Source organism: Streptomyces sp. MNU76, from assembly GCF_020982545.1.
Classification (GTDB): domain Bacteria; phylum Actinomycetota; class Actinomycetes; order Streptomycetales; family Streptomycetaceae; genus Streptomyces.
The window spans coordinates 1,345,171-1,363,537 of the sequence record NZ_JAJKLK010000019.1 but is presented as its reverse complement, the minus strand read 5'-3'; the positions used below and the strand labels follow the sequence as shown (position 1 = coordinate 1,363,537).

The window sequence follows — 18,367 nt, the reverse complement described above, 5'->3', positions numbered from 1 at the left end:
GTACCGCCTCTTCCGGCTGACACGTCGAACGCGTAATACCCTGTAGGCAAGAGCAGCCATTACCTGACCCGCACTCCGACATCAGAGCGCCTCCGTAAGGACTACAAGTGGAACTGGCCCATTACTCGGACTACGCCGTACGCCTCGTCAACACCGAGGAACCGGCCCGGGGCAAGGACACGCTCACCTCGGTCGAGGCCGTCCGCGACCTCTTCGGGCCCAGCGGGCAGGCGGCCCGGCGGGCGACGGACGCCGATGTCACCCGGTTCCGGTCGGTGCGGGCCCGACTGCGCTCGGTCTTCGAGGCCGCGAACGACGGCGACGAGACCCTCGCCGTGGACCTGCTGAACTCGCTGCTGCTCGAATTCCCGGTGAACCCGCAGATCTCGGGGCACGACTTCCGGGACGACGACGGCCGCCCGCTGTGGCACATGCACCTGGCGGACCACCCGTCCAACGCGACCGCGGGCTATGCCGCCATCGCCGCGATGGGCCTGGCCTTCCACCTCACCGAGTACGGCGTGGACCGGCTCGGTCTGTGCGAGGCGGCACCGTGCCGCAACGCCTACCTCGACACCTCGACCAACCGCTCCCGGCGCTACTGCTCGGACCGCTGCGCCACCCGCGCCAACGTGGCGGCCTACCGGGCCCGCAAACGCCTGGAGGCGGACCGGTCGCCGAACACGGGCCGGGCAGCCGAGAACGCCCAGCGGGCGAGCATGAGCGGCGACCGCTGACCCTCGGGCCTGGGCCGGTACCGGAACCGGACCTTCCCCAGGACCAGTTCGTCGGGGACGACCCCGTAGTCGGTGCTGTCCCCGCCCGCATAGGCGTTGTCCCCGAGCACCCACCAACCGCCGTCGCGCCGCTCGGCGATCCGTTTCACGACGAGCAGATCCTGCTGGAAGGGATGACGCAGCACGAGGACGTCACCGACCCGCAGGCGCGCCCCGTAGTGGACGAGGAGCTGGTCCCCGTGGCGCAGCGTCGGAACCATGGAGGGCCCCGTGACCTCGGCCACCCCGAAGGGCAGGAGGGCCCTGCCCCGCTCGCTTCCCGGCCCGCTCTCCTGCGACGGCTCCGGCATCACCCGGCACCTCCCCGGTCCGTTCCTCTCCCGTGCTCCACCAGTCCCAGTCTGACCCCGGACTTTTGTCCTAAGCCCATGGGGGCACTCGCGAAAACCTCTCCCGCAGGGAGTAATGTCCCACCTGAGAAGACGATCACGAGGAAGGAATGCTCCATGCTTTCCCGCCTGTTTGCCCCCAAGGTCAAGGTCAGCGCCCACTGCGACCTGCCCTGCGGTGTGTACGACCCGGCCCAGGCCCGCATCGAGGCGGAGTCGGTGAAGGCCGTGCAGGAGAAGATGGCCGCCAACGACGACCCGCACTTCCAGGCGCGTGCCACGGTCATCAAGGAGCAGCGCGCCGAGCTCGCGAAGCACCACGTTTCCGTGCTCTGGAGCGACTACTTCAAGCCCCCGCACTTCGAGAAGTACCCGGAGCTGCACCAGCTGGTCAACGACGCCCTCAAGGCCCTTTCGGCCGCCAAGGGCTCGACCGACCCGGCGACGGGCCAGAAGGCCCTGGACTACATCGCCCAGATCGACAAGATCTTCTGGGAGACCAAGAAGGCCTGACCCGGCCTCTCTCGTCCGCACCCGGTCCGCATACCGCCGTCCTGAACGACGGTGTGACGGGCCGGGTGCGGTCGTGTTCGGGGGGGCCGTACGGCCCTGACAGCCCTGACGGCCGTTCGTCCCGACCGAGTCAGGGGGTCGGGTCGGGCCCCGGCCAGATCGCCGACGCGTCGTCACGGTCGGGGTCGGGGAGGCGTACAGGGCGGACGGGGACGGCGGTGGCGTGGCCGTCGGTCGTCGCCGTCCAGGGGCGGGGCGGCCGGAGTAGCAGAGGGCGGTCAGGACGAAGACGTCGTCGGCGTAGACCTCGACGTACTCGCCGACCGTCAGGACGCGCAGTGACGTGGGGGTTCACGCAGGACCGTCTCGGCGAACGGGGCCGGCCGGGCCCGTGACACGGAGGTTCTTGCCGTCGCAGGTGACGGTGAGGGCCGGGCGGGAGGGGCCGGCGGGGTCGGTGCGCAGGGCGATCTCGACGGGGCGGCCGGAGAGGTCGATGTCGCCGACCGCGTGGAGCGCGGGGGCGGTCGTCGGGTCGCCGAGCCAGGCGTCCAGGCCCGGCCACCAGGCCAGGTGCGGGGCCGCATCCGCCCCCAGGACCAGGGACTTGGGCTGGGCGAGCATGCCCCGGCAGGTGTCGCCGGCGTCGGTGAGGCCGACCCGGCGGGGGGTCGTGTGCAGCACGACGCGAGAGCCGTCGGGGGCGGCGATGACGCGGGGGGCGTACGCCCCCGTGGGGCCGAGTTGGCCGCGCCGGGTCCAGGGGCCGCGCAGGCGGGGCGCCGTCCACGCGTCGAAGCCGCGCGTCGAGCCGATCGAGCCCAGGAGGAGCCAGGTCCCGTCGTCGAGGCGTTCCAGGACCGGGCACTCCAACTCGTCCACGTCGCCCGGGGAGATCAACGGCGGGTGGACCGTCCAGTGTTCGAGGTCCGGGGAGGTGGCCCAGGCCACGCAACCGCTGACCGCGACCGGGAGCGAGGCGTCGGCCGCGCAGATCACCATGACCCAGCCGTCGCCCTCGTCGTCGCGTACGACGAAGGGGTCGCGCCAGCCCATCCGGTCGGCGGTGCGGTACCAGCGGGGGTCGGCCTCGACGACCGGTCCCGTGCCGTGGCGCCGCCAGCCCGTGCCGTCCGTGCGGTCGGAGAGCGCGAGGCCGACGGACTGCAGGGGCCAGCCCTCGGGGGTCAGCCCGCTCACCCCCGTGTAGAACATCGCGCTTCCGGTGCCGTGGCGCACGGGGTGCATCGTCCACACCGCCTGCTGGTCGAAGCGACCGGGCAGACCGTTGCCGAAGGCGGTGCCCTCGGGCCGCCAGCCGACCAGGTCGACCGAGGTGGCCCGGCCGTAGGACGTCTCCATCCGCAGATGGTCGAACTCGGCGGTCCAGGGCCCCTGGAGATGCAGCACCGTGTAGGTGCCGTCGTCATCGCGGAGCAGGGCGAAGTCGTTCACGCAGAGGCCCGGCGGGGCGTATCGCATGCGCAGCAGTCCTGTCGGCTCGCAGCGCTCAAACGCGTGCGCTGATCATGGTTCAGAGAGATGTCGATTGAGAATCAGCGCAAGTAAAACTGAACGCAAACGCTTGCGCAACAAGGAGGCCGGGTTTACGGTCACGTCACCCCCCAGACACACACCGACGTGAACCCGATGGGAGTAATCCGCCGTGCCGGTCAGCATCACCGATGTCGCCCGCGCCGCCGGCGTCTCGGCGTCCACCGTGTCCCGCGCGCTACGGGGCAGGCCGGGCGTCTCGGACGAGGTACGCGCCCAGATCGCGGCCGTCGCCGCACAGCTCGGCTACACGGCGTCCCGTTCGGCGTCCAGCCTCGCCAGCGGGCGCACGTACACGATCGGGGTCGTGGCCCCGTACATCGGCCGCTGGTTCTTCGGCACCGTGCTGGACGCCGCCGAGCACGTGTTCAGCGCCGCCGGGTACGACGTACTGCTCTACAACCTGGGCTCGGCCGAGGCGCGCAAGCGGTTCTTCACCAAACTGCCGGTGCGCAAGCGGGTCGACGCGGTGCTGTCCCTGCTCATCCCGGACGAGGACGAGTCCGCCGCGCTGCGCTCCCTCGGGGTGCCGCTGGCCTCCACGGTCGGGGGTGCCCGGCCCGGCTTCACGGTGGTCGGCATCGACGACCGGGCGGGCGCGGAGAGCGCCGTACGGCATCTGGTGAACCTCGGCCACCGCCGGATCGGCATGATCTCCGGGGCCAGCGGGCCGCTGCACTGGACCACCCCGGTCGACCGTCGCGCCGCCTATCTGCACGTCCTCGCCGAGGCCGGAATCGAGCACGACCCGGCGCTGGTGGCGGACGGCGACTACACGGTGGACGGCGGCGAGCGGGCGATGACCGAGCTGCTGGCCGCGTCCCGGCCGCCGACCGCCGTGTTCGCCCAGTCCGACGAGATGGCGATGGGCGCGTTGCGCGCGCTCAGACGGCATCGGCTGCGGGTGCCGGACGACGTGTCCGTGGTCGGCTTCGACGATCACGAACTCGCCGACGTGGTCGGGCTGACCACCGTCGCCCAGCCGGTCGCCGGGCAGGGCGCGGAGGCCGCCCGGCTGCTGCTGCGGCAGTTGGACGAGCCGGAGGTCGAACAGCCGCCCGGCCGGGTGGAGATGCCCATCCGGCTCGTCCTGCGCGAGACCACGGCGCCCCCGCGCCCACGCGGACCCCAGTGACTTCCCGTACGCCCCCATTCCGTCTAGCTCGGCACCCCGCCACCCGAAAGCCCCACCCCGCACCTCGCACCCTCATCCCGCACGGAGGCACACACCATGAACCCGACCACCCGCTCGACCGGCAGTAGGTTTCGCCGCACCGCCCGTACGGGACTTGCCCTGGCCTTCCCCCTGGCGGCACTGGCCGCCTGTGGCGGGGGCGGTGGGGGCGACACGTCCGCCGAGGCCGGCAGCGGCGAGGGGACCATCAGCGTCTGGGCCCACCAAGGCCAGAAGAGCGAGTCGGAGGCCTTGCAGAACGCGGTGAAGTCGTTCAACTCCTCGCAGAGCAAGGTCAAGGTCGAGCTGAAGCTGATACCGGAGAAGGACTACACCAAGACCATCACCGCGACGGACGCCGCCGAACTGCCGGACGTCCTGGAGTTCGACGGCCCGACGATGGCGAACTTCGTCTACAACAAGAAGCTCGCCCCGCTCGACGAGCACATCTCCGCCAAGACCCTCGACAACGCCACGGACGCCTCCAAGGCACAGGGCGAGATCGACGGCAAGCACTACGGCCTGGGCATGTTCGACTCCGGCCTCGGCATGTACGGCAGCAAGAAGCTGCTGGACGCCGCCGGGGTCACCTACCCGAAGGGCCTGGACGACGCCTGGACCGCGAAGGAGTTCGACGCCGCGCTCAAGGCGCTCAAGGCGAAGGACTCCGACGGCAAGGTTCTCGACCTCCAGGAGGGCAACGGCTACGCCACCGAGTGGGGCACCTACGGATTCGCCCCGATCGTCTGGTCGGCCGGCGGCTCCCTGCTGAAGGACGGCAAGGCGGCGGGCGCCCTCGACACCCCCGCCGTGGCGTCGGCCATGAAGACCTTCCAGTCCTGGAAGGCCACGACGGACGCCAACACCGACGGCAACGCCTTCGCCAAGGGCCGGGTCGCCCTGAGCTGGGTCGGGCACTGGATGTACCCCGCCTACAGCGAGGCGCTCGGTGACGACCTGGTCGTGCTGCCGCTGCCCGACTTCGGCGACGGCCCGAAGACCGGCCAGGGCTCGTGGGCCTGGGGTGTCGGCGCGAACAGCAAGAACGCCAAGGCCGCGGGCACCTTCCTGGACTTCCTGCTCGACGACACCAACGTCGGCGCGATGACGAAGGCCAACGGCGCGCCGCCGGCCACGAAGTCCGCGCTCGCCGCGAGCCCGCTCTACCGGCAGGGCGGCCCGCTCCAGCTCTTCGCCGACCAGCTCGCCAAGCCGTGCGGCGACAGGGACATCAGCAAGTCGTGTGTCGCCGTCACCCGGCCGGTGACCGCCGGATACCCCGTGGTGACCGCGAAGTTCAGCGAGGCAGTGAGCTCGATCTACGGCGGCGCCGACCCGAAGGGCGCCCTGTCGAAGGCCGCCCGCGCCATCGACAGGGACTTCTCGGACAACGCCGGTTACGAGATCCCGTAGCAACGCGCCCAGCAGGCCGTACCGGACCCATCGGTCCAGCCGAACCCATCGGCCGGGGCGGACGCGCACCCGTGTCCGTCCGCCCCTTTCGGGAAGAGGACCCCTCCGTGAAAACCGTGGAACCCACGCCCGCGGCGGCCCCAGGCCGGCAGCAGGCCCCAACCCCCGGCGCGACGACCCGGCGGCCGCCACGCCGCGACCGCGCATGGCTGCACGGGCTGCTGATGTCCGCCCCCGCCGTCGCCGGACTCATCGCCTTCGTCGGCATCCCGTTCTGCTACGCCGTCGTGCTCTCCTTCTACAACGTGCGCCTCGGCTCCCCGCTGGAACCCACCTTCTTCGGTGTCGAGCAGTACCGCCGGCTGTTCACCGACCCCGACCTCTCCGGCCCGTTCCTGCGGGCGCTGCTCAACAACCTGACCTTCGCCGTGGTCGTCGTCCCCCTCCAGACCGGCCTCGCGCTGGGCCTGGCGATCCTGCTGAACCGCAAGCTGAAGGCGATCGGCATCTTCCGGTCGGTGTTCTTCATGCCGGTCGTCTTCCCGATGGCGCTGGTCGCGGTGATCTGGCGGCTGATCCTGGCCCGCAGCGACCAGGGCATGCTCAACTCGGCGCTGGACGCGGTGAGTTTCGGCAACTGGGGCGCGTTCGACTGGCTCGGCGAGGGCCTGACCGCGATGGCCTCGATCATCGTGCTCTCCGTCTGGCAGGGCGTCGGCTTCCAGATGGTCATCCTGCTCGCCGGGCTCCAGCAGATTCCGGGCGAGCTCTACGAGGCCGCCCAGCTCGACCGGGCCTCGCGCTGGCAGCAGTTCCGGCACGTCACCCTGCCGGGCATCCGCTCCACCCTCGTCTTCGTCGTGATGCTCACCTCGGTGCTGTCCTTCCGCGTCTTCGACCAGGTGTACGTCCTGGTCAAGGGCGGCGGGCTCGACGAGGACGCGGCCCGCACGGTGATGTACCAGGCCGTCACGACCGCCTTCGACCAGAACAACATCGGCCAGGCCTCCGCGATCACCGTCGTGTTCTTCCTGATCGTCGTCGCCCTGACCCTGATCCAGCGCCGCGTCGTCCGGCCCGACAACGAGGACTGAGCAGATGAGTACGACCATGAGTCCGACCGTCAGCACGGGTACGGGTACTGCTACGGGTACGAGCACGGGTGCCGGTCCGTCCCGCGGGCCGCTGCGCCGCTTCCTCGACTACGCCGTCCTCTCCGTCCTGGCGTTCGTCTTCGCGCTGCCCGTCCTCTATCTCCTCCTCGGCAGCCTCAAGCCGTCCGACGAGGTGTTGAACGGGCTGTCCGGCTTCCTCCCCACCCATCTGTCCTTCGACAACTACTCCGCCGTCCTGGACAGCCTGAACTCCGAGAGCACGGGCTACTTCTGGCAGTTCATGGGCGTCTCGCTGCTGCTGGCGTTCGTGGTGGTGACCGGCGGCCTCTTCGTCAACTCGATGGCGGCGTACGGCCTCTCGCGGCTGCGGTGGCGGGGCCGGGAGTCCGTCTTCACGCTGGTCCTGCTGCTGATGCTGGTGCCGTTCGAGTCGGTGGCCGTGCCGCTGTTCTACATGTTCAACGACCAGCGGAACACGCTCTTCATCCAGGCGCTGCCGTTCGTCGCCAACGCCTTCTCGGTCTACCAGTTCCACACGTTCTTCCGCTCGATCCCGCCGAGCATCGAGGAGGCGGCCCGGCTGGACGGCGCCGGCCCCTGGCGCACCTTCTTCGCGATCATCGTCCCGATGTCGAAGCCGGCCTTCGCCTCGGTCGCCATCCTGACCTTCCTCACCCAGTGGGGGGCGTTCCTGTGGCCGGTGCTGATGGTCTCCGACCCCTCGGTACGTCCGCTGCCGCTGGAGATGAGCGTCTTCCAGGGCCAGCAGCCCCCGGACTGGGGCCAGATCCTCGCCTTCGGCGTCCTGCTCGTCCTGCCGGTGCTGATCGTCTTCGCCTTCTTCCAGCGGTGGTTCGTCCAGGGGGTGGCCAGCTCGGCGGTGAAGGGGTGAGCTTCCGCCCGCCCCGGGCGGGCGTGCCCCGACGTCCCGGGCGTGGCCCGTTGTCAGTGCCCGGTGCGATGCTGTGGGCATGGACCGGGACGATCTGGTGCGGCTGCGGCGGGCGCGGGACCGCATGGACCGCGAGTACGCCGAACCGCTGGACGTGCCCGCGCTCGCCCGCACCGCGCTGATGTCTCCCGGACACTTCCAGCGCAGCTTCCGCGCGGCGTACGGCGAGACCCCGTACGGCTATCTCATGACCCGCCGGACAGAGCGCGCCAAGGCGCTGCTGCGCCGCGGCGACCTCACGGTGACGGAGGTGTGCATGGCCGTGGGCTGTACGTCGCTGGGCTCCTTCAGCTCCCGCTTCACGGAGCTGGTCGGCGAGACACCGAGCGCGTACCGGGCCCGCTCGCACGAGGAGGGCGCGGCCGTCCCCGCCTGTGTCGCGAAGCGCCTGACCCGGCCGTCCCGACACCGCGTGCACATGACGGAATCCGACGAAGTGCCCTAGTAGGGCTCCGTTACGTCTGTCTGTCGGTCCTGTTTGGGGGAACGCTGAAGGTGTGGACGCACATGAAGTGAACCGGGCTCGGGCGACGTTGGCGTTATTCGTCGCTGACGTGTTCGCGTCGGTGCCGCGCAAGGATCAGCGGGCGAAGGGCGACTGCTACCTGCGGGGACTGATGCTGGACGGACGGCGGAAGTCGATCCAGCCGATGGCGGAACGGCTGCCCGACGGCAACGAGCAGAACCTGCAGCAGTTCGTGAACCAGTCGACGTGGGATCCGGTGCCGGTGCGGCGGCGGATCGCCCAGCGGATGGTGCCGAGAATCGGCCCGGATGCCTGGGCGGTCGATGACGTGTCGTTCCCCAAGGACGGGAAGATGTCGGTGGCGGTCGCGCGCCAGTACTGCGGGGCGCTGGGCAAGCGGGCCAACTGCCAGGTCGCGGTGAGTGTGCACGCGGTCTCCGACACGGCGTCCTGTCCGCTGCAGTGGCGGATGTTCGTGCCCGAGGAGTGGGCGGACGATGCGGTGCGGCGGCAGAAGACCGGGATACCGCAGGAGGTCGGGCACCGGGAGAAGTGGCGTCTGGCCCTGGACATCCTCGATGAGCTGGCCGGGTGGGGTCTGGTGCCGCCGGTGGTGGTGGCCGACGCCGGCTACGGGCAGAACGCCGACTTCCGCGACGGTCTGAGCGAGCGGGGCATCGGCTATGTCGTGGCGGTCCGTTCGGACGTGACGGTCCACCCGCACGACGTGCGGCCCACCGCCCCGGCCTGGTCCGGGAACGGTCGCAGGCCGCAGCCCCGCTACCGGGACAAGCCGTCCTCGGTGGCAGCGCTGGCTCAGGAGCACGGACGGCAGGCGTTCACCGAGGTGACCTGGCGTGAAGGCTCCCGCGGGCCGATGCACTCACGCTTTCTGGCGCTGCGGGTGCGGCCGGCCGGGGTGAGGGCCCGCCGTCTGGCCCAAGCCGCCGCCACTGCCGAGCACGGCCACTGGGACGGTGTCCTGCCCGAGGTGACGCTGCTGGTCGAATGGCCCCAGGACGCCGAAGCACCCACCGACTACTGGCTGTCCAACCTGCCCGCCGACACACCGATCACCGAACTGGTCCGCCTGTCCAAGATCCGCTGGCGCATCGAGCACGATTACCGGGAACTCAAGCACGGCCTCGGCCTGGACCACTTCGAGGGCCGCTCCTGGAACGGCTGGCACCACCACGTCACCCTGGTCACCGCCGCCCACGCCTTCCTCACCGAACAGCGCCTGTCCCCAAAAGCCGATACAGCGGACTCACCCTCTACCAGATCCTCGACGCCATCCAGGACCTGCTGAACTGCTGGACCGGCACCTGCACCACCTGCCACCGCCCGCTGCCCAGAACATCCACCACCAGCCAGAACCCAAGAGCCAGAGCAACCTAACGGAGCCCTACTAGGGCGTGTTTCGGAAGTCCCTTCTGCTCTGCGACGCCCGGCACGCTCCCCCGGTCTCGGCTGGCGCTCGACCGGGAGGTACCCCCACCGCCGCACCGGACGAAAGGCCAAGTACACCCAGTACGAGGCCTTTCGTCCGGCGCGCCGAGAGCACGCACCGGACGCCGCAGAGCCGCCCTTCGGGCGACGAAGGGACTTCCGAAACACGCCCTAGCTCGATCGGCGTCGGCGGTGTCGGCCGCATCCGAACGGGCGGGACACCTCGGGCACGGCCTAGCGTGCGGGCATGACTACGAACGATCCGAACGCCGCGCGCGGCCTCCCGGCCCCGGACGTGAAGCTCGCCCAGTGCTTCCTCGCCGTCGACGACCACGACAAGGCGCTCACTTTCTACCGCGACGTCCTGGGCATGGAGGTCCGTGGCGACGTGGGCTTCGAGGGCATGCGCTGGGTGACCGTGGGCTCGCCGCTCCAACCGGACGTCGAGATCGTCCTGGAGCCGCCCGCCGCCGACCCCGACATCTCCCCCGCCGACCGCGAGACCATCGCCAACCTCCTCGCCAAGGGCGTCCTGCGCGGCGTCAACTTCACCACCACCGACTGCGACGCCCTCTACAGCCGCGTCGAAGCCTCCGGTGCCGACGTCCTCCAGGCCCCCACGGACCAGCCGTACGGCGTCCGCGACTGCGCGTTCCGCGACCCCGCGGGCAACATGCTGCGCTTCATGCAGCGCCGGGACTGAGCAGCCGGGTACGGAGAGAGCACCCTGGCACACGGAAACGGCGTTGCGTGGAGCGGGACGGCGAGGGAGCGTACGAGTCGTTCAGCCGTGGGGCTGGACCGTACGACAGGGAGCGGCGCTGTGGGTGGAGTGGGCGGGAACGGCAAGGGCGGCGGGGACGATGTCTTGGGCGGCGTCCTGGGCGGCGGCTCGGCGGGCGGGAGGGCGAGGTAGGGGTGCCGATCCGGTGGACATACGCCTTCGTCGATCGGCCGACGGCCGCGTTCGAGCGGGCCTGCGCCTTCTGGACGGCGATCACGGCGACCCGGCTGTCCGCGCGCCGGGGCGATCAGGGCGAGTTCGTCACCCTGCTCCCCGAGACCGGCGACGCCTGTGTGAAGGCGCAGGGGGTCGGGTCGGGCGGCGGCGCTCACCTGGATCTCGTGGTCGAGGACGTCCCCGCGCTCGTCGGCCGGGCGGTCCGGCTCGGGGCCGAGGTGGTCGCCCCGCACGACGGCTGGGCGGTGCTGCGCTCGCCCGCCGGCCAGCTCTTCTGCGTGGTGCCGTGGCACGGAGAGGCCGAGCGGCCGCCCGTCGTGAACGGCAGCCGGCTGGACCAGGTGTGCCTCGACGTGCCGCCGGCCGCCTTCGCGGCTGAGGTCACCTTCTGGTCGGCCCTGACCGGGTGGGACTCCCACCCGGGTTCCCGCCCGGAGTTCCATGTCCTGCGCCCACAGGCCGGCCTCCCCCTGCGCATCCTCCTCCAGCGGCTCGACGCTCCTCGCCCGGCCTCCGCCCACCTCGACCTCGCCTGCGCCGACATCGACGCCACCCGTGCGCACCATGAATCCCTCGGCGCCACCTGCGTGTCCCGTCAGCTCCATTGGACCGTGATGCGCGATCCGGCGGGCGGCACGTACTGCCTGACGAGCCGGTCCCCGGAGACGGGCGGGCTGCCTCCGGCGGCGGGGTGAGACAGCCCTGTCGGCTCAGATGTCCTGCGCACTTTCCAGCACGGGGCGGATGACCACCGGGTACTCCTTGAGCCCCTCCGGCCCGGGGCACTGGGCGACGCGGGCCGCGATCTCCGTGACCCGGTCCAGGTCGGCACAGTCCAGGAGCCAGTAGCCGGCGAGCAGTTCGGCGGTGTCCGGGTACGGGCCGTCCGTGACCACCGGTTTGCCGTCGACGTCCGCCGTGACGAACCGGGTGCTCGCCGGCTCGGCCAGCCCCTGCCCGTCGATCATCTCCCCGGTCTCGGTGAGGTCGTCGTTGATCGCGCTCATGTAGGCGTACATGGCCCGCAACTGCTCCGGCGTCCAGGCCGGGGAGTGCTCGGAGGGCTGGCCCCGCATGCCCTCGTAGTCCGCCTGCGTGCCTAGGACCATCATCAGGAACTTCATGTGTCCGCTCCTTCGTCCGCCGTGCGGGCCGGGAGCCAGGGGCCGAGCCCGGCCGGGGCCGGGGCCGTCGCATCGGCCGGCTCGGCCACCGCCTCGGCTTCGCCGGGACGCGCCGCACGACCGGCGTGACCCGCATGACCGCCGTGCCCGGCCCGATCACCGTGACCGCCATGCGCACCATGGCTGCCGCGCGTCCGCCGGGCCACCGCCCGGGGCTTCTCAGCGGCGGCCTCCGCGGCCTCGACGACGTACACCGCACACTCGTGGTTCCTGCACGGACCCGGACCCCGGACGGGTACCCACGCGCCCAGCGTCTTGTGCCGCCTTACGACCGTGGCCACCGGCTGTCCGCAGACCGGGCAGACATGCTCGTCGATGCCCATGTCCTCAGGGTATGGCCGACGAGGTCGGTGCGCTCCCCGCCGTACACCGGCAATCTCCGGCGCTCGGCGCCGCGCTCAGCGCTTCCTGCTGTACTTCCGTACGACCACCCCGTTGTCGAAGCCGCGCACGTCGTCGAGCGTGAACTCGGTGAGGGCGAATCCGGAGCCGAACATCGGCATGCCGGTGCCCTGCACGACGGGGTACGTCTTGATGATCAGCTCGTCGATCTCGTCGAGCAGCTCTCCCGCGATCACCGAGCCGCCGCAGAGGTAGATGCCGAGCTCGCCGTCCTCCGCCTTGAGCTCGCGGACCTTGCCGACCAGGTCCTCCGAGATGATCTCGACGTTCGGGTCGGGCGACTCCTTCAGCGTGCGCGAGGCCACGTACTCGCGCAGATGGGCGTACGGGCTGGTGATGCCTTCCTTCAACGCCACGTCGTAGCTGGCACGGCCCTGGATGATCGTGTCGTAATCCTTGTTGGGCAACCCGTCGGTGCCGATGAGCCGACGGACATGGATCGGGTTGGTGTCCGGATGCTCCGCGTTCAGGTACTCGGCGAACTCACCCACCACATACGGATACATGTACGACGCATCACCGTCCCGGTCCCCGATGAAGCCGTCGATCGAACAGGCGATCAGGTACGTCAACTTGCGCAAACCGGCCTCTTCCCCTTGTCCGACAGTCAGGTCGCGGCAGAACCGACGGCCGCCTTCCGGCACCCCACCCTTCCGCAACCACGTCAGTTATAGTACTTCAGCTGTAGTGGTTGCAAGGGGATTCGGTACTGAGGAGTGCGGATGGTCAGGAACCCGGAGCGCAGGGGCGCTCTGCTGGACGCGGCGGTGGCGGTGCTGGCACGGGAAGGGGCGCGCGGGCTGACGTTCCGCGCGGTGGACGCCGAGGCCGGGGTTCCGGTGGGCACCGCGTCGAACTACTTCGCCGACCGTGACGCCCTGCTCCACCAGATCGACGCACGGCTGAAGGAACGCCTGGCCCCCGACCCGGCCGTGGTCGAGGAGCTGCTCACCTCACCGAAGGACCGGACCCTGGTCACGGCGTTCATGCGTGATCTGCTGGCCCGCGTCACCGGGGACCGCACCGGCTACCTCGCCCACCTCGAACTGCGCCTCGAAGCCACCCGCCGCCCGGCCCTGTACGCCTCGTACACCGCGTCGGTGCGCGGCGAGCTGGACTTCGGCATGCGGTTCCACCGTGAGGCGGGCCTCCCCGGCGGCGACGAGACGGTCATGGTGCTCTACCTGGCCATGCAGGGTCTGCTGCTCGAACACCTGACCCTGCCGGACGTCCTCGACGACGCCCTTCCCGGGGTCGCCGCCCCCGAGGGCCTGATGGAGCGTGTCGTGGAGACGATCGTCCCGTAATCCGTCAGAGGCACGGTGAACCGCGCGACGAAGCCACGGAGCCCCCAGGCCCCGACGCCCCGAAAACCCGGCGGGCCCCGCACACCGTGGGGATGTGCGGGACCCGCCGGCCACCCGAAGGCACCGGCACCGCGCGGGGTCAGGTCCGCACGGCACGAGACGACACCTCCGGAGCATCGACCGCCGCTCGGCCCCGCCTCAGCTGCTGCGGCGCGTCACGAATTCGGCCAGTGCGAGCAGGCCGCCGGCCGACTCCGGGTCAGGGACCGCGCGGGAGAGTTCGTGCATGGCCCTGGCCATGCGGCCGGCGGCCTGGATCTGCGCCCAGTCGCGCCCACCGGCCCGCTCCACGACCGACGCCGTGCGCTCCAGGTCCCCCTCCGTGTACGGCAGTCCGTACAGCTCGGCGAGTTCGAGAGCCTCCGGGGTGCCGGAGGCGAGGGCGGCGACCACGGGGAGGGACTTCTTGCGGACCATGAGATCCGCTCCGGCCGGCTTGCCGGTGTGGCTCGGGTCGCCCCAGATGCCGATCACGTCGTCGATGAGCTGGAAGGCCAGGCCGGCCTCCCGTCCGAACGCGTCCAGGGCCTCGACGTCCTCCTCACCGGCGCCCGCGTACAACGCGCCCACCGCACAGGCACAGCCGAGCAGCGCGCCCGTCTTCGCCTCGGCCATGACGAGCACCTCGTCGAGAGTGACCTCCTCCGGCCGGCGCCCCTCCAGCTCGGTGTCGGTGTGCTGGCCGGCGCAGAGTTCCACGACACAGGCCGAGAGCCGGGCGGCGGCCGCGGTCGACGCCGGATGCGGGTCCTGGGCGAGCAGTTGCTGGGCCAGGGCCTGGAGCGCGTCCCCGGCCAGGATCGCGTCGGGGATCCCGAACACGGTCCACGCGGTGGCCCGGTGTCTGCGCGTGGTGTCCCGGTCCATCACGTCGTCGTGCAGCAGCGTGAAGTTGTGCACCAGCTCCACCGCGGCGGCGGCCCTCACGGCGGTGGACTCGCGCCCGCCGAGGGCGGCGACGGCGGCCAGGACCAGCGCCGGGCGTATCGCCTTGCCCGCGTTCCCCGTGACCGGGGTGCCGTCCGCGTCCTCCCAGCCGAAGTGGTAGCGCGCGACGCGACGCATCGAACCCGGTAAGGACCCGATGGCCCGGCGCAGTTCGGGATCGACCGACAGCCGCGCCTGTTCCAGGATTCCTGCCGCCTCGTGTCCTTCAGGTCCGCTTGCCGCGCCCACCCGGCCGGCCGCCCCGCCGGCACCGACGGGGCCCCGCTTCACCTCCGTCACGGACTCACCATGGGGTCGCCCGGGAGGGGCCGCGGAGGGCGGCGGTTCCGCTGGGCGCGGGCGCGTGCTCGCGAGGTGTCCCCGCCCGGTGGGGCGGGGACACGGCGTCCGTTCGGACAGGGTCACCGCCAGCGGCCGATCTCGACGTTCTCCAGCACGCCGAGCGCGTCGGGGACCAGGACCGCGGCCGAGTAGTAGGCCGTCACGAGGTACTTGATGATCGCCTGTTCGTTGATGCCCATGAACCGGACGGACAGGCTGGGCTCGATCTCGTCGGGGATGCTCGCGGCCCGCAGACCGATGACGCCCTGGTCCTCCTCGCCGGTACGCAGGGCGATGATCGACGTGGTCCTGGCCTCGGTCACAGGGATCTTGTTGCACGGGTAGATCGGCACACCGCGCCAGGTGGGGATGCGGTTCCCGGCGATGTCGATGGTCTCGGGGACCAGTCCGCGCTTGTTCAGCTCGCGGCCGAACGCGGAGATCGCGCGCGGGTGGGCGAGGAGCATCTTGGTGCCCCGGCGGCGGCAGAGCAGCTCGTCCAGGTCGTCCGGGCTGGGCACGCCGTCGTGGGGCTGGAGCCGCTGGTCGTACTCGCAGTTGTGCAGGAGGCCGAACTCCCGGTTGTTGATGAGCTCGTGCTCCTGGCGCTCCTTCAACGCCTCGACCGTGAGCCTGATCTGCTGCTCGGTCTGGTTCATCGGCTGGTTGTATAGATCGGCCACGCGGGTGTGGATGCGCAGGACGGTCTGGGCGACGCTGAGTTCGTACTCGCGCGGCGCGGCCTCGTAGTCGACGAAGGTGTGCGGGATGTCCGGCTCGCCGCTGTGGCCGGCGGCGAGGTCGATCTCCTTCTCGCCGTACTTGTTGGTGCGCTGCGACGGGATCGAGCGCTGTTCCTGCAGGTGCTCGCTGAGCGTCTCGGCGCGCTCGGCGAGTTGCTCGACGGCCTGACGCGGCAGGACGAGCACCGTGCACGCGGTGACCGCGCGGGCCGTGTACTCCCAGATCGCGTCGGGGTCGAGCAGGGCCTGCTCGCCGAAGTAGGCGCCGTCGGCCAGTACGCCGAGGACCGCGTCGTCGCCGTAGGGGCCGGTGCCGATCTTCTCGACCTTGCCGTGCGCGAGCAGGTACACCTCGTCCGCCTGGCTGCCGAATTCGGCCAGGACGTCGCCGGGCGCGAACTCCCGCTGCTCGCACCGCTGGGCCAGCTCGCCCAGGACGTCGATGTCCTCGTAGGTCCGCAGGGCCGGCAGTTCGCCGAGCTCCGCGGGGATGACGGCGACCTGGTCGCCGGTCTTCACAAAGGTGACGCGGCCGTCGCCGACCGCGTAGGTGAGCCGCCTGTTCACCCGGTACGTGCCGCCCTGCACGTTCACCCACGGCAGGGTGCGCAGCAGCCAGCGCGAGCTGATCTCCTGCATCTGTGGCGTGGACTTCGTGGTGGTGGCCAGGTTCCGGGCAGCGGCCGTGCCGAGACTCTGCTGCGGCCTGTCCTGCTGCGAGCGAACCTCTTCGCCTACCGACATGCGGATTCCCCTCCGGGTATGCACTGACAGCACTGATCGCGGTCACCGATCTCGCGATCCAGCCTTGCATCACGGAGCGTGCCGGTGCTATTACCCGAAAGAGCGGGAATGGATCTTCGCAGACTGGGCATGTCGGCTGTTTCTGTCGACCACTCGCATCCCCGTACGAGCCCCGGCCGAATCTGACCGGATCCATCCGCGCGCCCCCCTCGACCGCCTCGCCCGCACCGCGAGTTGGGGTACACACCGCGTACGAGGCGGTCACGACCAGCGGCCGTCGCACGGCACGAAGGAGTCGGCCATGGCCCCACCCATGTCCGCGAGCAGATTTCTCACCGTCCTGAAGAACGAGGGCGTCCGGGTCGTCGAGGTCGGCGACTGGGAACATCACAACCGCAACCATGTGGGCCGCTGGGGGCCCGTCCACGGCGTGATGATCCACCACACCGTCACCTCCGGCAGCGAACGCACCGTCCGTATCTGCCGCAACGGATACGAGGGGCTGCCGGGCCCGCTGTGCCACGGCGTGATCACCAAGGACGGCCGGGTGCACCTCGTCGGCTACGGCCGGGCCAACCACGCCGGCCTGGGCGACGACGACGTGCTGCGGGCCGTGATCGCCGAGAGGCCGCTGCCCGCGGACAACGAGGCCAACACGGACGGCAACCGCCATTTCTACGGCTTCGAGTGCGAGAACCTCGGCGACGGCGAGGATCCCTGGCCGGCGGCGCAGCTCGAGGCCATCGAGCGGGTCTCCGCCGCCGTCTGCCGTCACCACGGCTGGAACCAGCGGTCCGTCATCGGGCACCTCGAATGGCAGCCCGGGAAGGTCGACCCCCGGGGATTCACCATGGCCGGCATGAGAAAGCGCGTCCGGGACCGTCTGAAATCCGGGACCGTCTGACATAGGCCCGGCGGCGGGCGCGTCCGACACCCACCGGTCATGTGTCCGACAATGGGCACGTGACCGGCCAGCCCTCCGCCCCCGACGACCCCACCAGCGTCCTGAAGCCCAGGCTGCCGTCACCCCTCCAGGAGGTCGCGGACGAACGCTTCGCTCGCCACGGCCTCCGGTTGCTGCTCAAGCGCGACGACCTGATCCATCCGCGGCTCGTCGGCAACAAGTGGCGCAAGCTGGCCCCGAACCTGCGGGCGGCGGCGGGCCGCCCGCTGCTCACCTTCGGCGGCGCCTACTCCAACCATCTGCGCGCGACCGCCGCCGCGGGTCACCTGCTGGGCCTGCCCACCATCGGCGTGGTCCGCGGCCAGGAGCTGGCCGACCGCCCTCTCAACCCCTCCCTGGCCCGCTGCACGGCGGACGGCATGCGGCTGCACTTCGTCGACAGGTCGACGTATCGCCACAAGTCCGACCCGGCCACCCTGGCCGCCGTCCTGCGCGCCGCCGACGCCGACGGCGCGTACGTGGTCCCCGAGGGCGGCAGCAACCCCCTCGCCGTCACGGGCTGCCAGGACCTCGGCGCGGAGCTGCGCGGCCGGGCCGACGTCGCGGCCCTCGCCTGCGGCACCGGCGGCACGCTCGCCGGACTGGCCGCGGGGCTGGCCCCCGACCAACGCGCCCTCGGCATTCCGGTTCTCAAGGGTGGCTTCCTCGACGAAGAGATACGACAGCTTCAGCACAGGGCGTTCGGCGGGCCGCGCGGCGACTGGAATCTCGACGACCGCTTCCACTTCGGCGGTTACGCACGGACCTCACCCGAACTGGACGCCTTCGCGGACGACTTCGAGACGCGGCACCGCCTCCCGGTGGAACGTCTCTATGTCGCCAAGTTGCTCTACGGACTCGTCGCCCTGGCGGCGGAGGGCGCCTTCCCGCGCGGGACGACGGTAGCCGCGGTGATCACCGGCAGCCCGTTCCCGGAGCCCTCGGCCCCGGCACGACCGGAAAGGCCGGCCCTAGCCCCGGCATGACCGGAA

The 18,367-nt window shown here is 70.8% G+C and carries 20 protein-coding genes; 13 read left to right on the top strand and 7 right to left on the bottom strand.

What is annotated here, in order from left to right:
- Window positions 1-107 precede the first annotated feature (107 nt).
- Window positions 108-737, top strand: a complete 630-nt coding sequence (locus E4N62_RS32675) for an ABATE domain-containing protein (protein WP_230220102.1) — start codon at window positions 108-110, stop codon at window positions 735-737.
- On the opposite strand, the gene sodX is transcribed toward E4N62_RS32675, so the two are convergent.
- Complete coding sequence (gene sodX / locus E4N62_RS32670) at window positions 641-1,087, bottom strand: nickel-type superoxide dismutase maturation protease (RefSeq protein ID WP_230220100.1); 447 nt, start codon at window positions 1,085-1,087, stop codon at window positions 641-643. The genes E4N62_RS32675 and sodX overlap by 97 nt on opposite strands.
- Before the next feature lie 156 nt (window positions 1,088-1,243).
- Here sodX and sodN point away from each other — a divergent pair, with 156 nt between their 5' ends.
- On the top strand, window positions 1,244-1,639 hold the full coding sequence (gene sodN / locus E4N62_RS32665; RefSeq protein WP_007491258.1) for a superoxide dismutase, Ni: 396 nt from the start codon (window positions 1,244-1,246) through the stop codon (window positions 1,637-1,639).
- Between the two features lie 351 nt (window positions 1,640-1,990).
- Here sodN and E4N62_RS32660 read toward each other — a convergent pair whose 3' ends face one another.
- On the bottom strand, window positions 1,991-3,121 hold the full coding sequence (locus E4N62_RS32660) for a mucin-1 (protein WP_230220098.1): 1,131 nt from the start codon (window positions 3,119-3,121) through the stop codon (window positions 1,991-1,993).
- Window positions 3,122-3,305: 184 nt separating this feature from the next.
- On the opposite strand from E4N62_RS32660, the gene E4N62_RS32655 reads away from it, so the two are divergent.
- From E4N62_RS32655 to E4N62_RS32620, 8 genes are all read left to right on the top strand, one after another.
- Window positions 3,306-4,328: a LacI family DNA-binding transcriptional regulator gene (locus E4N62_RS32655; RefSeq protein ID WP_230220096.1), complete on the top strand. Its 1,023-nt coding sequence runs from the start codon at window positions 3,306-3,308 to the stop codon at window positions 4,326-4,328.
- Between the two features lie 96 nt (window positions 4,329-4,424).
- Complete coding sequence (locus E4N62_RS32650) at window positions 4,425-5,780, top strand: sugar ABC transporter substrate-binding protein (protein WP_230220094.1); 1,356 nt, start codon at window positions 4,425-4,427, stop codon at window positions 5,778-5,780.
- 107 nt (window positions 5,781-5,887) lie between these two features.
- Complete coding sequence (locus E4N62_RS32645) at window positions 5,888-6,874, top strand: carbohydrate ABC transporter permease (RefSeq protein WP_184899298.1); 987 nt, start codon at window positions 5,888-5,890, stop codon at window positions 6,872-6,874.
- Between the two features lie 4 nt (window positions 6,875-6,878).
- Window positions 6,879-7,787: a carbohydrate ABC transporter permease gene (locus E4N62_RS32640; protein ID WP_230220092.1), complete on the top strand. Its 909-nt coding sequence runs from the start codon at window positions 6,879-6,881 to the stop codon at window positions 7,785-7,787.
- A 79-nt stretch (window positions 7,788-7,866) separates the two neighbouring features.
- Complete coding sequence (locus E4N62_RS32635; RefSeq protein ID WP_230220090.1) at window positions 7,867-8,292, top strand: helix-turn-helix transcriptional regulator; 426 nt, start codon at window positions 7,867-7,869, stop codon at window positions 8,290-8,292.
- Between the two features lie 52 nt (window positions 8,293-8,344).
- Entirely contained in the window at window positions 8,345-9,622 is a 1,278-nt protein-coding gene (locus tag E4N62_RS32630; protein ID WP_230213654.1) for an IS701 family transposase, read from the top strand.
- 387 nt (window positions 9,623-10,009) lie between these two features.
- On the top strand, window positions 10,010-10,465 hold the full coding sequence (locus E4N62_RS32625; RefSeq protein WP_230220088.1) for a VOC family protein: 456 nt from the start codon (window positions 10,010-10,012) through the stop codon (window positions 10,463-10,465).
- Between the two features lie 215 nt (window positions 10,466-10,680).
- Window positions 10,681-11,418 (top strand): VOC family protein, encoded by a 738-nt coding sequence (locus E4N62_RS32620; RefSeq protein ID WP_230220086.1) that lies wholly within the window; start codon window positions 10,681-10,683, stop codon window positions 11,416-11,418.
- A gap of 15 nt (window positions 11,419-11,433) precedes the next feature.
- Here E4N62_RS32620 and E4N62_RS32615 read toward each other — a convergent pair whose 3' ends face one another.
- The 3 genes from E4N62_RS32615 to E4N62_RS32605 all read right to left on the bottom strand — a co-directional run bounded on the left by E4N62_RS32615 (window position 11,434) and on the right by E4N62_RS32605 (window position 12,890).
- Complete coding sequence (locus E4N62_RS32615) at window positions 11,434-11,847, bottom strand: YciI family protein (protein ID WP_230220085.1); 414 nt, start codon at window positions 11,845-11,847, stop codon at window positions 11,434-11,436.
- Window positions 11,844-12,230 carry a hypothetical protein gene (locus E4N62_RS48230; RefSeq protein WP_268270102.1) on the bottom strand — a complete coding sequence of 129 codons (387 nt, stop codon included), beginning with the start codon at window positions 12,228-12,230 and terminating at the stop codon, window positions 11,844-11,846. The genes E4N62_RS32615 and E4N62_RS48230 overlap by 4 nt, the downstream gene beginning before the upstream one ends.
- Before the next feature lie 75 nt (window positions 12,231-12,305).
- On the bottom strand, window positions 12,306-12,890 hold the full coding sequence (locus E4N62_RS32605) for a dihydrofolate reductase family protein (RefSeq protein WP_230220083.1): 585 nt from the start codon (window positions 12,888-12,890) through the stop codon (window positions 12,306-12,308).
- 141 nt (window positions 12,891-13,031) lie between these two features.
- On the opposite strand from E4N62_RS32605, the gene E4N62_RS32600 reads away from it, so the two are divergent.
- Complete coding sequence (locus E4N62_RS32600) at window positions 13,032-13,616, top strand: TetR/AcrR family transcriptional regulator (RefSeq protein ID WP_230220081.1); 585 nt, start codon at window positions 13,032-13,034, stop codon at window positions 13,614-13,616.
- 198 nt (window positions 13,617-13,814) lie between these two features.
- Here the strand turns inward: E4N62_RS32600 and E4N62_RS32595 are convergent, their stop codons facing one another.
- Complete coding sequence (locus tag E4N62_RS32595) at window positions 13,815-15,023, bottom strand: family 2 encapsulin nanocompartment cargo protein polyprenyl transferase (protein WP_268270087.1); 1,209 nt, start codon at window positions 15,021-15,023, stop codon at window positions 13,815-13,817.
- Window positions 15,024-15,025: 2 nt separating this feature from the next.
- Window positions 15,026-16,432, bottom strand: coding sequence for a family 2B encapsulin nanocompartment shell protein (locus E4N62_RS32590; protein WP_230220079.1), 1,407 nt, complete (start codon window positions 16,430-16,432; stop codon window positions 15,026-15,028).
- A gap of 301 nt (window positions 16,433-16,733) precedes the next feature.
- Between E4N62_RS32590 and E4N62_RS32585 the strand changes: the two genes are divergently transcribed.
- Together E4N62_RS32585 and E4N62_RS32580 are read left to right on the top strand one after the other, a co-directional pair.
- The gene (locus tag E4N62_RS32585) at window positions 16,734-17,336 is read left to right on the top strand and encodes an N-acetylmuramoyl-L-alanine amidase (RefSeq protein ID WP_230220077.1); all 603 of its coding nucleotides are present in this window, start codon (window positions 16,734-16,736) and stop codon (window positions 17,334-17,336) included.
- A gap of 59 nt (window positions 17,337-17,395) precedes the next feature.
- Window positions 17,396-18,361 carry a 1-aminocyclopropane-1-carboxylate deaminase/D-cysteine desulfhydrase gene (locus E4N62_RS32580; RefSeq protein WP_230220075.1) on the top strand — a complete coding sequence of 322 codons (966 nt, stop codon included), beginning with the start codon at window positions 17,396-17,398 and terminating at the stop codon, window positions 18,359-18,361.
- The last annotated feature ends 6 nt before the right edge of the window (window positions 18,362-18,367 follow it).